Genomic DNA, 13,838 nt, shown 5'->3' with positions numbered 1-13,838 from the left:
GGGGATTCCGGCGAGTCGGTAAAATACGAGCCATTGCTCGTATTCGATGCCCTTTTGTGATCCCGCCTGATTCCGCCATGACCCAAACCCTCCGCGGAAAAAACCGCGCCGCGCCGTTGGAGGCGCGCAAGCGGCCCGTGCAGCGCCGTTCTGCCGCGACCGTCGACGCGATCCTCGAAGCCGCCGCCCGCATTCTCGAAAGCGCGGGGCTCCCTGGCTACACCACGAACGCCGTTGCGGCGCGCGCGGGTGTGAGCGTCGGCTCGCTCTATCAATATTTTCCGAACCGCGACGCGCTGACCGCCGCCCTGATCGACCGCGAAAGCGCACCGCTTCTGGCCGAGGTCGACGCCGCCGCCGCGGCGCCGAGTTGCGAGGCAGCACTGCTCAAGTTGATTCGCGCGGCGGTCGCGCACCAGATGCGGCGCCCGGAACTCGCGCGCCTGCTCGATTTTGAGGAGCGGCGTCTGCCGCTTGGCGAGCGCGACGCGCGCGTGAGCGAGCGCATTCACGCGGTGCTCGTCGATGCGTTCGAACTCCCCGACGCCCCGGCTATCGACGACCGGCATACCACGGCACTCGACGTAATCGCCATCGTGCGCGGCATGGTCGACGCGGCGGGCGAGCGCGGCGAAACCGACGCCCAGGCACTCGAAGCGCGCGTCACGCGGGCGGCGATCGGTTATTTGTGGCGCACCGAGCGCGGCGAGTAACGCATGCGGCCTCGTTTGCCTGCGTCGGCGCTCCGCAGCGTGGCGCGTGCGGGCGAGGCCTGTTGTGGCGCGATGCCGAGCCGCCGCGCCACACGCCCCAAGGTGAGGCCGTTGCAAAGCAGATTCAGCAGCACGAAGGCCGCGGCCATGGCGGCGGCGAACGCTCGCGTGTCGGGCGAAAGCGCCTCGTTGCGCGCGACGCAAATGGCCAGCGTGAGCGTGACGGGCCCGCGCACGCCGCCCCATGCGATCAGCCATTGATGCGCGCGCGGCAGCGGCTCGCATATACCGAGGCGGCTCAGCAGCGGCAAAAATATCGTAAGGATACCGAAGCGGCTTATAAAAGCGGCCACCAGCGCCAGCGCGAGCGGAAAGACATCGCGCATGTCCAGCTTGTCCATCAGGGCGGGCACGCGCGCCGACGCGAGCAGAAAGACCGCTGCGGACGCGATGCCCGCCTGATACGTCCATAGCTGGCGAAACAGGGCCTGGCTCGCGGGGGAGCGGCGCGTTCGCATGAGCCGGTTAGCCGCGAGACCCGCGCACACCACAGCGGCCACGCCGGAAACGTGCAGCCCGCTTTCCGCGGCGGGATAAAGCAGCGTGGGCAGCGCGAGCGAAAGCGCGTATTCGGAAAAGGGCAGACTGCGCAGCGCGCTCGACGCCGCGACGAAAATCGCTCCCGCGAGCGCGCCGAACGCGCAACCGCCGACGAGCGAAACGAGGAAGACTGCGAGCGGATGGCCGTGCGCGTTCGCAGCGGTGGGCGTGAGCATCAACGCACCGGTGAGAAGCGTGGAGATGGCGATGGCCGCCGCGTCGTTAAGGAGGCTTTCGCCCTCGATCAGCCGGATCAGGCGTTCGGGCGCGCCGCTGTTGCGAAAGAGCCCGATGACGGTGGAAGGATCCGTCGTGCTCACGATGGCGCCGAGCAGCAGGCACACGATCAGGCTCTCGCCGCTGCTGATCCATGTGGCGAGTCCAACGCCGGCCGCGGCGGCCACTACCGCGCCGATTGCGAGCAGGAGAATGGGCCCGAGATCGGCGAGAAGCCCGCGCGTATCGACCTGCAACGCCGCTTCGAAGAGGATGGGCGGCAGGAATATCCACAGATAAGCCTCGGGCGGAAGCGCGGGCGTGAGGAAGGGGACGACATTCGACGCGGTGAAGCCGGGCGCGAAGTGTTGCAGGGCTAGGTAGCCGGCGCCGAGCAGGACGCCCGCGGTGGTCAGGCCGAATGAATCGGAGAGGCGGAATCGCTGGGCGGCGGCGTGGCAGAGCGCAATGACGAGCAGCAGGACGCCGGTGCGGATGGTGAATTCGATTGCGGTTTGCAAAGGCGGGAAACTCCGAAGTGCGTCGACGCAGTATCCCGCTGCGCTGCAACATAGCATGTTGACGTATATCAACTTCCCGCTGACAGAGGCATTACGACACCATTACGGACTTTTACGAGCCACTGAGTCATCTTTTAGGGCGCGATAGCCCGCACGCACTAACCAAGACGCTCGATCAGCGCCATGGCCGCCGCCGGGTTGCGTTCCTTGAAGCCGCTGATGACGTAGAGATACACATCCCGGCTTTTGGCGGCGAGCGGCTTTGCGTAGGTGGCGAGATCGTCGGGCGTTTCGCCGCGCGACCAGGCGAGCGCGCGCTGGGCCCAGAGGTCGAGATCGGCGGGGGCGTAGCCGTGCGGGTGGTCCTGGGCGGTTCCCATGATGCGGGCGTAGACAAACGGCGCGCTCGTGTCGCCGATCAGCGGGTAGCTGGAATCGCCGGAGACGACGATTGCCGCGTGATGCTTGCGCGCGAGCGCGACGAATTCCGGCGTGCAGAAGCTCTCGTCGCGCACTTCGAGTGCGTGGCGCAGCGGACGGCCTTCGGCCTCGCCCGGCAGCAGTTCGAGAAATCGTGCGTAGTCCTCTGGATCGAAGCGCTTGCCTGGCGAAATCTGCCAGTTGATCGGCCCGAGCTTGTCGCGCAGGTTCAGCACGCCGCCGGTCAGGAAGCGCTCGATCGTGTCTCCGGCTTCGGCGAGCACGCGACGATTCATCGCAAAGCGCGGGGCTTTCAGCGAGAACACGAAGTCGTCGGGTGTTTCGTCGTGCCAGCGCGCGAAGCTTTCGGGGCGCTGCGCGCCGTAGTAGGTGCTGTTGATTTCCAGCGTCGGGAGATGGCGGCTCGCATATTCCAGTTCGCGCCGCTGCGCCAGGCCATCGGGATAAAACGTTCCGCGCCAGGGCGCATAGATCCAGCCCCCTATACCGACGCGAATCCGGCCGGGCCGGGCTTTTGAACTGGATGTGGGCGCCATCGGAAATCCGCCGTCGAAGCCGCGATGTCGCAGTGTAGCGCAGCCGCGCTCATGGCCGCCGGTTCGCGCCCCGACGCCGGACATGCGAGTTCATCTCGATTTTTAGGCATAGTCCGATATGTTCTTGAGGGCTGTGAGGCTACTTTAGTCATGTTGTGTCAGATAACCTCACAGGGACCATCAGATGTCTTCCCGCATATCTCCGGAACTCACCGATGCGCAGTGGCGCAGCATTGAGCCCATGTTTCACGAAATCCGCGTCGACGGCCGTCGTCGCGGGCGTCCCGCGCACAACCCGCGGCTCGTTTTCGCCGGCATCCTTTGGGTCCTGGCAACGGGCTCTGTGTGGTCGAAGCTGCCCGAGCAATATCCCGATTTCCGCACGTGCCATCGTCGTTTCAAGCTGTGGTTCGACGCCGGGCTCGTGCATCACGCCATGGAGCGTCTATACGGTCAGGAAGGCCTCGCGCTGTGCACCGCAATGGCCTCGCGTATGCAGCCGTGGCGCGCGCCAGTTGGGCGCAAGCCGCGCTATCCGGTGGCGTCCACGCTGCGCTGGCCCCTCGTGCGGCCGTTCGTGGAACGATAAGCGGGCAGCGCAGGACGTTGGCGGCGGATTATGAGCCCGCCGCCAAATCACATTTCCCCATCCTCCGCACGCAGGCGTGCGAATAGCGGCGCCCACCATGACTCATGGGAGAAGGCGTCGATTTCCACATCGGTATTGAGATCGACGGTGCGCTCTCGTTCGTGCGCATCGAGCGGGTCCGCTTGTGCGAGCTGGGCGGCCAGCACTTCGGCGCCCGCGTCGGAAGCATCGCGCGGCCCGCGTGCGCGGGTGTCGATGCGCTCCGCTAGCCGCGCTTGCGGCGCGTGAAAGTTCAGGATCAGCATGGGCCGGTTTAGCTCGCGCGCAAGCGCCGCAAAGCGCGCGCGATGCGCCGCCTTCAGAAACGTCGCATCGACGAGCGCCGTGTAGCCCGCATTGAGCACGTCACGCGCATGGCCGATCAGGCGTTCGTAATGCGCATCGAGCGCGGCTTGCGTGTAGGCGCTCGCCGGCAGCGTACCTGACGCGGGCGGCGCGAAGGGTTCGAGGCGCTTGCGTTCGATATCGCTCGATACACGAATCGCTCCGCTCAACCCAGCGAACGCGCGGCTCGCCACCGACTTTCCCGAGCCCGAAAAGCCGTGGCACAGCAGCAGCCGGGGCGCCGGTTCGCGCATGGCGCGCGCTTCGCTTGCGGCGAGCGCGAGGTAACGCGAAACGTCCGCATCGCATGCTTGCGCGCCGTGCCGCGCGGGCGATCCCGCCTTGAGCAGCGCCACCAGCGCCCGCACCATCGCGCGATAGGCGACATAAAGCCGCAGCGCGGCGAGCCCCGCGAAATCGCCTGTTGCTTCGAGGTAGCGATCGAGCAAACGGTGCGCGTATGCCGCGTGGCCGTGCGCGCGCAAATCCATCAACAGGAACGCGAGATCGCAGGTCACGTCGATCGGCGCAGCGCATCGCTGAACTCGATGCAATCGAACATCAGCACGTGACGTCCATGCCGCACGAGATTGTCGAGATGCAGGTCGCCATGGCAGGCGCGCACGAATCCGTGCGCGCGTCGTGCGTCGAGGTGCTGCGCCAGGCGCGCGAGTTCGCTTTCGCAGGTGGCGCGCAACGCGGCGCGTTCTACAGCGTGCGCCGTGCGCGCATCCGCTTCCAGCGGCGCGAGCGCCGCCAGCACCTGTTCGCGCAGCAGCGCCGCCGAGCCGAGGTGCGCCGCAGGCTCCTGCGGCCCACGGCCGGCGCGGCGTGCATGCCGGTGGTTCGCCGCGAGCCTGGTTGCGGCAGCATCGATATCGGCCGTGCGCAATTCGCCGTGCGAAAGCAGGTTTGAGAACAGCAGGCGCTGGTCGAAGCGGCACATTCGAACCGCGTAGTCGATGACTTTCGCGTTGCCGCGCGAGAGAGCATGCGCGCGCCTGAGCCTGCAACGCCCGCCATCATGAATTAGCTCGACTGTGTCGCGATAGATCGGTCCCGCGAACGGCGCATTCAGACGAATCTCAGCTTCGCAGCAGCGAAGCCGGGCATCGAGCCGCACAAAATTGACGAAGCCGAAATCGACGGGCTTCATGGTCTTGTACGCGTACCGCCCAGCCAGATACACCACCGAAATATGCGTTTCGATCCGCACGATGCGCCCGGCCGGGTGCGCGTAGGTCGAGGCGCGCGAGAGCGCGGCGTCCACGAGACGACTGCGCCGCCGCGCCGCGCGCTGACGGTTGAGGGCATGGCGTGAGATCGGCGGGTCAGACATCGGCGTGGCTACCGTGGGAATGAAGGCCGGCGGGGCGATAATCGTCGTAGCCAGCATACACGCGAATCCTGGCGAGCCAGCGCGGGAAGCCCGCTGCGCGTCGCGTCGCGGCCTTGATCGAAACGGCCTGCATGGGCATCGGCTTATTGCACCTTTTGTGGAATCCGGCGAGGCTGCGCGATACTGTCAAGTTCAACCCAACGGAATTTCGGAGACATGGCGCATTTCGACGTATTCAACGGCGACGCAGACGGCATCTGCGCGCTGCATCAACTGCGGCTCGCAAGGCCGCGCGAAGCGACGCTCATCACCGGCGCGAAGCGCGACATCGCCCTCGTCGAGCGCGTGCCCGCCCGGCCCGGCGACTCGCTCACGGTGCTCGACATTTCGTTCGACGTGAACCGCAAAGCGCTCACCGCACTGCTCGCGAAAGACGTCGCGGTCGAATATTTCGACCATCACCACGCGGGCGAGCTGCCTATGTCGAGGAATCTCGTCGCGCACATCGACACCACGGCGCAGGTCTGCACGAGCGTGCTCGTCGACCGGCACCTTGCGGGCCGCTACCGGCCGTGGGCGGTCGCGGCGGCGTGGGGCGACAATCTGCCCGCCACGGCGCAGGCGCTCGCGCAGCAGGCCGGGCTCGACGCCGCGCAGGCCGACCAGTTGCGCGAGCTTGGCGAGTCGATCAACTACAACGCCTATGGCGACTGCGTCGAAGATCTCGTGATCGCGCCGCTCGACCTGTACGCGGCGATGAAGCCTTATGGCGACCCGTTCGATTTCGTCGCCGCTGAGCCCATCGTCGCCCAGCTCGCCAGTTGCCGCCACGACGATCTCGAACTGGCTCAGGCCATCGCGCCGCTCATCGCGTTGCAGTACGGCAGTGTCTGCGTGCTGCCCGACGAGCCGTGGGCGCGCCGGGTGCGCGGCGTGTTCGCCAACGTGCTCGCGAACGAGGAACCGTCGCGCGCGCATGCGGTACTGAGCGTGAACACGGACGGCAACTACGCGGTGAGCGTGCGTGCGCCGCTCGCCGCGCCGCGCGGCGCTGACGAACTCTGCCGCGCGTTCCCGGGCGGCAACGGCCGGGTGGGCGCGGCGGGCATCGACTGCCTCGAATCGAACCGGCTCGACGCGTTCGTCACCGCGTTCGCCCGCGTGTTCGGGCGCACCAAACCGGCTTCCGCCTGAGCGGCGGCGGGCATCGTCAGGCCGTTTCGCCGCCGCCCTGCGTGCGGCGTGCCTCCGGCCAGCGCCAGTTGCGGATTTCGGGCATGTCGTCGCCGTATTCGTCCACGTAGCGGCGGTGCGCGGCCAGCTTGTCGTGCAGCGTCTGGCGCAGGTGCGCGGCGCGCTGCGCGAGCCCATCCACGCGGTCGATCACGGCCTCGCACAGATGGTAGCGGTCGAGCCGGTTGAGCACGGTCATGTCGAACGGCGTGGTCGTCGTGCCCTCTTCGATGAAGCCATGCACGTGAATGTTCGCGTGATTGGCGCGCCGGTACGTGAGCCGGTGGATCAGCGAGGGATAGCTGTGGTGCGCGAAGATCACGGGTTTGTCGGTCGTGAAGAGCGCGTTGAAATCGGCGTCGGGCAGGCCGTGCGGATGGCGGTCGGCGGGTTCGAGCGTCATCAGGTCCACCACGTTGACCACGCGGATCTTTAGCTCGGGCAGGCAGTTGCGCAGCAGGTCCACGGCGGCGAGCGTCTCCATGGTCGGCACGTCGCCCGCGCAGGCCATGACCACGTCGGGCTCGCCGCCGTCGTCGTTGCTCGCCCATTGCCAGATGCCGATGCCGTCCGCGCAATGGCGAATGGCGGCGTCCATGTCGAGCCATTGCGCCTGCGGCTGCTTGCCCGCCACGACGATGTTGATGCGGTTCCAGGTTCGCAGCACGTGGTCGGTAACGGCTAGCAGCGTGTTGGCGTCGGGCGGCAGATACACGCGCACGGTGTCCGACTTCTTGTTCACCGCATAGTCGATGAAGCCCGGGTCCTGATGGCTGAAGCCGTTATGGTCCTGACGCCACACGTGCGAGGTGAGCAGATAGTTGAGCGAGGGCAGCGGCCGCCGCCACGGAATCTCGCGAATTACCTTCAGCCACTTCGCGTGCTGGTTGAACATCGAATCGATGATGTGGATGAACGCCTCGTAGCACGACATGAAGCCGTGCCTCCCCGTGAGCAGATAGCCTTCCAGCCAGCCCTGGCAGGTGTGCTCGGAGAGGATTTCCATCACGCGTCCGTTGGTGGCGAGCTGGATGTCGTCGGGCGTGACTTCGGCGAGCCACGTGCGCGACGTTACCTCGAATACGTCGCTCCAGCGGTTCGAGGCCGTTTCGTCGGGCCCGAAGATGCGGAAGTTGCGCGTGGGGTCGTTCACGCGCATGACTTCGCGCAGGAACGCGCCCATGACGCGCGTGGCTTCGGCGTCCACCTGGCCGGGCGCGGGCACGTCCACGGCGTGATGCTCGAAGGGCGGCACGCGCAACTCGCGCACGCGGCCGCCGCCGTTCGAACGCGGATTCGCGCTCATGCGCTTTTCGCCTTGCGGCGCGAGCGCGGCGATTTCGGGCACGAGGCGGCCTTGCGCGTCGAACAGTTCCTCGGGCTTGTAGCTGCGCATCCAGCTTTCCAGCAGCGCGAGATGTCCCGGCTTCGAAATGTTGGCGAGCGGCACCTGGTGCGAGCGCCACGAGCCTTCCGTTTTCTGGCCGTCGACGGTCTTCGGACCGGTCCAGCCCTTGGGCGTGCGCATCACGATCATCGGCCAGCGCGGGCGCGTGTAGCCGGGCGGCAGATTGCCGTGCTCGTCGGCCAGTTCGCGGGCGGCCTTCTGGATGCGCGCGATCTCGTCGAACGCCGTGTCGAATGCCGTGGCCATCAGACGATGCGCGACTTCGGGCTCTTCGGCTTCCACGAAGATCGGCTCGTGGCCGTAGCCCTTCAAGAGCCAGGCGAGTTCGTCGTCGCCGATGCGCGCGAGCACGGTCGGCCCCGCGATCTTGTAGCCGTTCAGATGGAGGATGGGCAGCACCGCGCCGTCGGTGGCCGGGTTGAGGAACTTGTTCGAGTGCCACGCCGTGGCGAGCGGGCCGGTTTCGGCTTCGCCGTCGCCCACCACGCAGGCCACGATCAGATCCGGGTTGTCGAACACCGCGCCGTAGGCGTGCGAGAGCGCGTAGCCGAGTTCGCCGCCTTCGTGGATCGAGCCCGGCGTTTGCGGCGCGACGTGGCTGGGAACGCCGCCGGGAAAGCTGAACTGCTTGAAGAGCGCGGCCATGCCTTCCACGTCGAGCGGCACGTTGGGCCAGGTCTCGCTGTAGGTGCCCTCCAGCCACGTGTTCGCGACGACGGCGGGGCCGCCGTGTCCCGGCCCCGCGAGAAACAGCACGTCGACGTCGCGCGCGTTGATGATGCGGTTCAAATGCGTGTACAGGAAGTTCAGACCCGGCGTCGTGCCCCAATGGCCGAGCAGGCGCGGCTTCACGTGCGCGAGCTGGAGCGGTTCGCGCAGGAGCGGATTGGCGAGCAGATAGATCTGTCCCACCGATAGATAGTTGGCGGCGCGCCACCAGGCGTCCATGCGGCGCAGCAGGTCGTCGGAAAGCGGCGGGTGGGCGGGGGTATCGGTGGCGTTCATGCAAGGCTCCGGTTGCGCGGCGGCGAAAGACGGACCGAGGCGGACTACGCGCGGCGCGGCAACGCCTGGCGACTGGCGCGAGCCGGGAACGCGCGGCGGTGAGAGCCGCGCGCATGGCCGGGCAGGGGCGCCTCGTGGTCCTGCGGGAATCGTCTTATGTTGCCACGTTCGCGCGGCGCGCCACGTCTGAATGCCCCGCGGCAAAGCCGCGCGCAGCGCGCGACAGCCCGGGGCGCGACAGCCCGGGGCGCGACAGCCCGGGGCGCGATTGCATAAGATGGTTTTATGGCGATCGATGCGGCGCGCGAGCCGCACTCTGGCGAGGAGGATGGCGATGCGGGCAATGCTGTTCGACGGCGAGAATCCGCGGCTGCGTGAAGCCGATTTACCCGACCCGGCGCCGGGCGCAGGCGAACTGCTGATCGACGTGCGCGCGTGCGGCGTGTGCCGCACCGATCTGCATGTGGTGGACGGCGATCTCGCGCACCCGAAAAGGCCCGTCATTCCGGGGCACGAAATCGTCGGCACGGTCGCGGCGTTGGGGGCCGGCGTAACGGGTTTCGCGCGGGGCGACCGCGTGGGCGTGCCGTGGCTCGGCCAGACTTGCGGCCATTGCCGCTTCTGCGCGGAAGGGCGCGAGAACCTCTGCGACGCGCCCGGCTTCACGGGCTATACGATCGACGGCGGCTATGCCACGCGCACCGTCGCCGACGCCCGCTACTGCTTCCATCTGCCGCGCCAGTACAGCGACGTCGAAGCCGCGCCGCTGCTCTGCGCGGGGCTCATCGGCTATCGCTCGCTGGCGATGGCGGGCGATGCGCGGCGCATCGGCATTTACGGCTTTGGCGCGGCGGCGCATATCGTCGCGCAGGTCGCGCGTCATCAGGGGCGCTCGGTCTACGCGTTCACGCGTCCGGGCGATGGCGCGGCGCAGCAGTTCGCGCGGCGCCTCGGCGCAACGTGGGCCGGCGGCAGCGACGAGCGCGCGCCCGAGGAACTCGACGCGGCGCTCCTGTTCGCGCCGGTCGGCGCGCTCGTGCCCGCCGCGCTGCGCTCGCTCGCGAAGGGCGGCACGGTCGTGTGCGGCGGCATCCACATGAGCGACATTCCGTCGTTTCCGTACGCGTGGTTATGGGAGGAGCGGCGCATTGTCTCGGTGGCGAATCTCACGCGCGAGGACGGCGCGACCTTCATGGCGATCGCCGCGCGTCACAAGCTCGAAATCGAGACCACGCCGTACCCGCTCGCGCGTGCGAACGAGGCGCTGGCCGATTTGCGCGAGGGAAGGCTCACGGGCGCGGCGGTGTTGACGATGGGCTGAGCGTGCCATCCTTCGCGATGGGCGGCGAGGACGGCGATTCCGCCGGACTGGAGACAACGCGCCGCACTGGCAAGCGCGCGCATGCGCAACTGAATGCGATACAACGATCTTTGGATCGCGTGCGCCGGGAGCCGGCGCGCATATTGGTAAAACCCGGGAGGTCAACGATGTACAAGCAGATTCTGGTAGCGGTCGATGGCAGTCGCAGCGGCCGGCGCGCGCTCGACGAAGCCGTGAAGATTGCGCAGGCGACCGGCGGCGCCGTCAAGGCGCTGTGTGTCGTGCGGCATCCGGCGCGGCTCGTGGACGTGAGTTCGGGCTTCGCCGAGGAACAGGCGCGCAACTCGGCGGAGAACGACGCCGCGACGGCCGCGCTCGAAGAGGCGAAACAGGTGTTCGCGCAAGCCGGGGTGCCGGGCTCCACGCGCGCAGCGGACGCGAGCGGCGAGGAGATTGCCACGGTGATTTCGCGCATCGCCGCCGAGGAAGACGCCGACCTCGTCGTGATGGGCACGCGCGGCTTGTCGGGCATGAAGCGGTTGTTGCTCGGCAGCGTGGCCGAATCGTTCCTGCGCATGGCGGACCGTCCGGTCATGCTGGTGCGCGACGAAGAGGCGCCGCCCGCCTGAGCGGCACGCCCGGTTCCGCCGGCCGGTCGGCCGCGAGGGTTCGACCGGCCGGCTGCATTTTCGCAGGCGATTTTTTTGGCCGTCGTTTTTGGCCGTCGTCGCGATCCGTCGCGAAATACCTGCAAAGCAAGCCAGGTTTTGAAGCGCCACGCATCAACTATCTCGATTTGTGACGTTTACCAAGCGGCAAAGCGCCCATTCGTCGCGCGGGGTGCCGTCTTCTGCCTATGATGTTGGCTTGAGCCGGGTGTATTGCGAACACGCGGCACTCCGAACTATCCCGTCTCTCATCGCCGCGCGTGAACGGCAGCTAACGTACCGGCGGCGGGGGAAAGCTACATACGGAGGAGATGACGATGGCTACCGCTTCCCCTTTCCCTTTCGACACCTCGTCCGGCGCCGCGCTGGGCTCATCATGGGGCGCCTCGTTCGACACGTATCGCGCCAGCACATCGGCCGCGCTGCGCTTGCTGGCCGGGCAGCAGCAATGGCGCGAACAGGTGTTGAAGCTCGAACAGCGCCGCATCGAGCGCGACCGCGCGGCGGTCGAAGGGCTGCTCGAATCGCTGCGCACCGCACGCGACTGGACCGACTTCGCGGTTGCCACGCAATCGGTCTGGCGCGACTATCTCGGCGCGAGCACGACACTCTGGCAAGAGAGCGTCGCGGCGGCGATGCAGGGCGCGAGCACATGGTCGGACAGCGCGCGCGACGTCACGCAGCAGTGGCAAGAGGCCAGCGCGGCGAGGTCGCCCGGCGCGCTGCCGATGCGCGAATGGATGAACGCCTTCGAGCGCGCGATCAACAGCGCCGGCGGTGGCGTGGGCGGCCCGGCAGCGCAAGCCGCGCACACACAGGGCGCAAGCACGGGCGGAGGCAAGCATGGCCACTAAGCGCGTTGCCTTCGTCACGGGCGGCATGGGCGGACTCGGCGAGGCGATCAGCCGGCGCCTGCACGACGCGGGGATGATCGTCGCGGTGTCGTGCTCGGCCGCGAACACGCGCGCCGACGCATGGCTGGCAGCCGAACGCGCGGCGGGCCGCGACTTCTGCTGTCATCAAATGAACGTCGCCGATTGCGAGGCCTGCGAGCGCGCGGCGCAGCGCGCGCTCGACGATCTCGGCCAGGTGGACGTGCTCATCAACAATGCGGGCATTACCTGCGACCGCAGCTTCGTGAAGATGTCGAAAGCCGATTGGGACACCGTGCTGCGCACCGATCTCGACGCGCTCTTCAACGTGACGAAGCCGTTCCTGCCCGGCATGATCGAGCGCGGCTTCGGGCGCATCGTCAACATCGGCTCGGTCAACGGTTCGCGCGGCGCGTTCGGGCAGACCAACTATTCGGCGGCCAAGGCGGGCATGCATGGCTTCACGAAGGCGCTCGCCCTGGAAGTCGCGAAAAAAGGCGTGACGGTGAACACCGTTTCGCCGGGCTACCTCGCCACGCAAATGGTGGAGGCCGTGCCCAGGGACGTGCTGGACGCGCGTATCCTGCCGCAAATTCCGATGGGCCGCCTCGGCCAGCCGGGCGAGGTTGCGGCGCTCGTGGCGTTCCTTTGCTCCGACGATGCGGCGTTCATCACCGGCGCCGATATCGCGATCAACGGCGGCATGCACATGCACTGACGCGCCGCGCCGTGACGCGAAAATTTCGCGGCCGCGAAAAAAGGGACTTGCAAACGCGCGAGGCGCCTTCATGTTGGAACGGTAAGCAGCAGCGACCGCGCCGCGCGAGCGGCGCGTTTCGTTGCCGGCAATTCTCCGTCGTTGGCCCAGCCAGGGCGTTATGCATTTGCGCCGACCGGAGGATTAATTCAGGAGTCCGATGTAATGGATGTCGTTGCATCGACGAGGAAAACATTCCGCCCATGGAGGCATCAATGAGCACTATCTCGCGTTACGATCCGTTTTCGATGGACACTGTGCCCGATCTGTTTCACGGGCTCTTCAGGCCGTTGCGCGCCACGAGCGGCGTGGAAGGGCAGGCGGCCAGCATCCGCATCGACGTGACGGAAGACGAGGCCGGCTTCACGGTGAAGGCCGAAATGCCGGGCGTCGACCGGAAAGACATCGACGTGAAGATCGATGGCAATCTCGTTTCGATCGCGGCGAAGGTCGAGCGTGACAGTGAGTTGAAGGAAGGCGAGCGCGTGGTGCGTCGCGAGCGGTATGCGGGCAGCGTGAGCCGCGCGTTCACGCTTGCCGCGGAAATCGACGACGAAAAGGCGAGCGCGCAATACAAGGACGGCGTGCTGACCCTGGCGCTGCCGAAGCGGGCGGCGGCCGCCAGTAAGCGCCTTGAAATCAACTAAGGCAGAAAGTTGGTGAGCGGGCGGCGCGCAGACTGCATGTCATGCAGATGCGCGCCGCTTTTCGTTTTGGACGCTGACGCGTAACACAGCGAAACACGACTGTAGCGAAACTGTACGATTGACTCGCTATGCTGAGGGACTCAAGCCCATGGCCCTTTGGTCGAATGCGTTTCGGGCATGCGGCAGGAACCGGCAAGGACTCGCCCGCGCCTGCCAACCACTGGAGAGACCCGATGCTCAGCCATCACGAACTGGCGACATTGCTGCTGATCCGTGACGCGGACGCGCCGATTCAGACGCTCGATTCCGATTTCCTCGCGCTGCAGCGCTACCGTCTCGTCGAGATGGACGCCGCCGGCGGCGACCCCACGCTGCGCCTCACTACGCGCGGCCGCGAACTGCTGCGGCGGCTCACGCATGAAGAGGGCGGCGAGCGCAGTATTTGAACGGCGGCCGCTGCGGGGCTTGCGCGGCAGGACGTGTCAAGAGCCTTTCATCGAGCGCTACGCCCGTTACATCCGTGTAATACGCCGCGCAACGCTCTGCGATACAGTGCTGGCTTTTGGTTTCAACCCACACTGTTTTCAC

Annotated in this window: 12 protein-coding genes and 1 pseudogene; 9 read left to right on the top strand and 4 right to left on the bottom strand. The window is 67.0% G+C overall.

The genetic code is table 11. From position 1 onward, the window contains the following. The first annotated feature begins 77 nt into the window (after window positions 1-77). Window positions 78-713: a TetR/AcrR family transcriptional regulator gene (locus U5768_RS22335; RefSeq protein WP_322032566.1), complete on the top strand. Its 636-nt coding sequence runs from the start codon at window positions 78-80 to the stop codon at window positions 711-713. Here U5768_RS22335 and U5768_RS22330 read toward each other — a convergent pair. Together U5768_RS22330 and U5768_RS22325 are read right to left on the bottom strand one after the other, a co-directional pair. Further along, window positions 683-2,050 carry a cation:proton antiporter gene (locus U5768_RS22330; protein WP_322032565.1) on the bottom strand — a complete coding sequence of 456 codons (1,368 nt, stop codon included), beginning with the start codon at window positions 2,048-2,050 and terminating at the stop codon, window positions 683-685. The two genes, U5768_RS22335 and U5768_RS22330, sit on opposite strands and share 31 nt — an antisense overlap. Before the next feature lie 158 nt (window positions 2,051-2,208). Then, a complete protein-coding gene (locus U5768_RS22325; RefSeq protein WP_322032564.1) occupies window positions 2,209-3,027 on the bottom strand; it encodes a DUF72 domain-containing protein in 819 nt (272 codons plus the stop codon). A gap of 184 nt (window positions 3,028-3,211) precedes the next feature. Here U5768_RS22325 and U5768_RS22320 point away from each other — a divergent pair, with 184 nt between their 5' ends. Further along, window positions 3,212-3,616: a transposase gene (locus U5768_RS22320; protein WP_158760179.1), complete on the top strand. Its 405-nt coding sequence runs from the start codon at window positions 3,212-3,214 to the stop codon at window positions 3,614-3,616. A 47-nt stretch (window positions 3,617-3,663) separates the two neighbouring features. Here U5768_RS22320 and U5768_RS22315 read toward each other — a convergent pair. Then, window positions 3,664-5,396, bottom strand: a pseudogene (locus U5768_RS22315) (AAA family ATPase). A 159-nt stretch (window positions 5,397-5,555) separates the two neighbouring features. Here U5768_RS22315 and U5768_RS22310 point away from each other — a divergent pair. Beyond that, complete coding sequence (locus U5768_RS22310; protein ID WP_322032563.1) at window positions 5,556-6,533, top strand: acetyltransferase; 978 nt, start codon at window positions 5,556-5,558, stop codon at window positions 6,531-6,533. A 16-nt stretch (window positions 6,534-6,549) separates the two neighbouring features. Here U5768_RS22310 and U5768_RS22305 read toward each other — a convergent pair whose 3' ends face one another. Beyond that, window positions 6,550-8,985 (bottom strand): phosphoketolase family protein, encoded by a 2,436-nt coding sequence (locus U5768_RS22305; protein ID WP_322032562.1) that lies wholly within the window; start codon window positions 8,983-8,985, stop codon window positions 6,550-6,552. A 334-nt stretch (window positions 8,986-9,319) separates the two neighbouring features. Between U5768_RS22305 and U5768_RS22300 the strand changes: the two genes are divergently transcribed. The 6 genes from U5768_RS22300 to U5768_RS22275 all read left to right on the top strand — a co-directional run bounded on the left by U5768_RS22300 (window position 9,320) and on the right by U5768_RS22275 (window position 13,696). Beyond that, window positions 9,320-10,306 carry a zinc-dependent alcohol dehydrogenase family protein gene (locus U5768_RS22300; RefSeq protein ID WP_322032561.1) on the top strand — a complete coding sequence of 329 codons (987 nt, stop codon included), beginning with the start codon at window positions 9,320-9,322 and terminating at the stop codon, window positions 10,304-10,306. A 167-nt stretch (window positions 10,307-10,473) separates the two neighbouring features. Next, window positions 10,474-10,935, top strand: coding sequence for a universal stress protein (locus U5768_RS22295; RefSeq protein WP_322032560.1), 462 nt, complete (start codon window positions 10,474-10,476; stop codon window positions 10,933-10,935). A gap of 356 nt (window positions 10,936-11,291) precedes the next feature. Further along, window positions 11,292-11,828, top strand: a complete 537-nt coding sequence (locus tag U5768_RS22290; protein WP_322032559.1) for a hypothetical protein — start codon at window positions 11,292-11,294, stop codon at window positions 11,826-11,828. Next, entirely contained in the window at window positions 11,818-12,564 is a 747-nt protein-coding gene (phbB, locus tag U5768_RS22285) for an acetoacetyl-CoA reductase (protein WP_322032558.1), read from the top strand. The genes U5768_RS22290 and phbB overlap by 11 nt, the downstream gene beginning before the upstream one ends. Window positions 12,565-12,818: 254 nt before the next feature. After that, window positions 12,819-13,250, top strand: a complete 432-nt coding sequence (locus U5768_RS22280; RefSeq protein ID WP_322032557.1) for an Hsp20/alpha crystallin family protein — start codon at window positions 12,819-12,821, stop codon at window positions 13,248-13,250. Between the two features lie 233 nt (window positions 13,251-13,483). Next, window positions 13,484-13,696, top strand: coding sequence for a hypothetical protein (locus U5768_RS22275; RefSeq protein WP_322032556.1), 213 nt, complete (start codon window positions 13,484-13,486; stop codon window positions 13,694-13,696). The last annotated feature ends 142 nt before the right edge of the window (window positions 13,697-13,838 follow it).

This window comes from Paraburkholderia sp. J76 (assembly GCF_905220295.1).
In the GTDB taxonomy this organism is placed as follows: Bacteria; Pseudomonadota; Gammaproteobacteria; order Burkholderiales; family Burkholderiaceae; genus Paraburkholderia.
The sequence above is the reverse complement of the archived record's forward strand: the minus strand, read 5'-3'. Positions and strand labels throughout refer to the sequence as shown.

Excerpts from the sequence above, each read along its gene's own strand:
- U5768_RS22275 (WP_322032556.1), top strand. The coding sequence starts at position 13,484 with ATGCTCAGCCATCACGAACTGGCGACATTGCTGCTGATCCGTGACGCG.
- U5768_RS22300 (WP_322032561.1), top strand. The coding sequence starts at position 9,320 with ATGCGGGCAATGCTGTTCGACGGCGAGAATCCGCGGCTGCGTGAAGCC.
- U5768_RS22310 (WP_322032563.1), top strand. The coding sequence starts at position 5,556 with ATGGCGCATTTCGACGTATTCAACGGCGACGCAGACGGCATCTGCGCG.
- U5768_RS22320 (WP_158760179.1), top strand. The coding sequence starts at position 3,212 with ATGTCTTCCCGCATATCTCCGGAACTCACCGATGCGCAGTGGCGCAGC.
- U5768_RS22280 (WP_322032557.1), top strand. The coding sequence starts at position 12,819 with ATGAGCACTATCTCGCGTTACGATCCGTTTTCGATGGACACTGTGCCC.
- phbB (WP_322032558.1), top strand. The coding sequence starts at position 11,818 with ATGGCCACTAAGCGCGTTGCCTTCGTCACGGGCGGCATGGGCGGACTC.
- U5768_RS22305 (WP_322032562.1), bottom strand. The coding sequence starts at position 8,985 with ATGAACGCCACCGATACCCCCGCCCACCCGCCGCTTTCCGACGACCTG.
- U5768_RS22295 (WP_322032560.1), top strand. The coding sequence starts at position 10,474 with ATGTACAAGCAGATTCTGGTAGCGGTCGATGGCAGTCGCAGCGGCCGG.
- U5768_RS22325 (WP_322032564.1), bottom strand. The coding sequence starts at position 3,027 with ATGGCGCCCACATCCAGTTCAAAAGCCCGGCCCGGCCGGATTCGCGTC.
- U5768_RS22335 (WP_322032566.1), top strand. The coding sequence starts at position 78 with ATGACCCAAACCCTCCGCGGAAAAAACCGCGCCGCGCCGTTGGAGGCG.
- U5768_RS22290 (WP_322032559.1), top strand. The coding sequence starts at position 11,292 with ATGGCTACCGCTTCCCCTTTCCCTTTCGACACCTCGTCCGGCGCCGCG.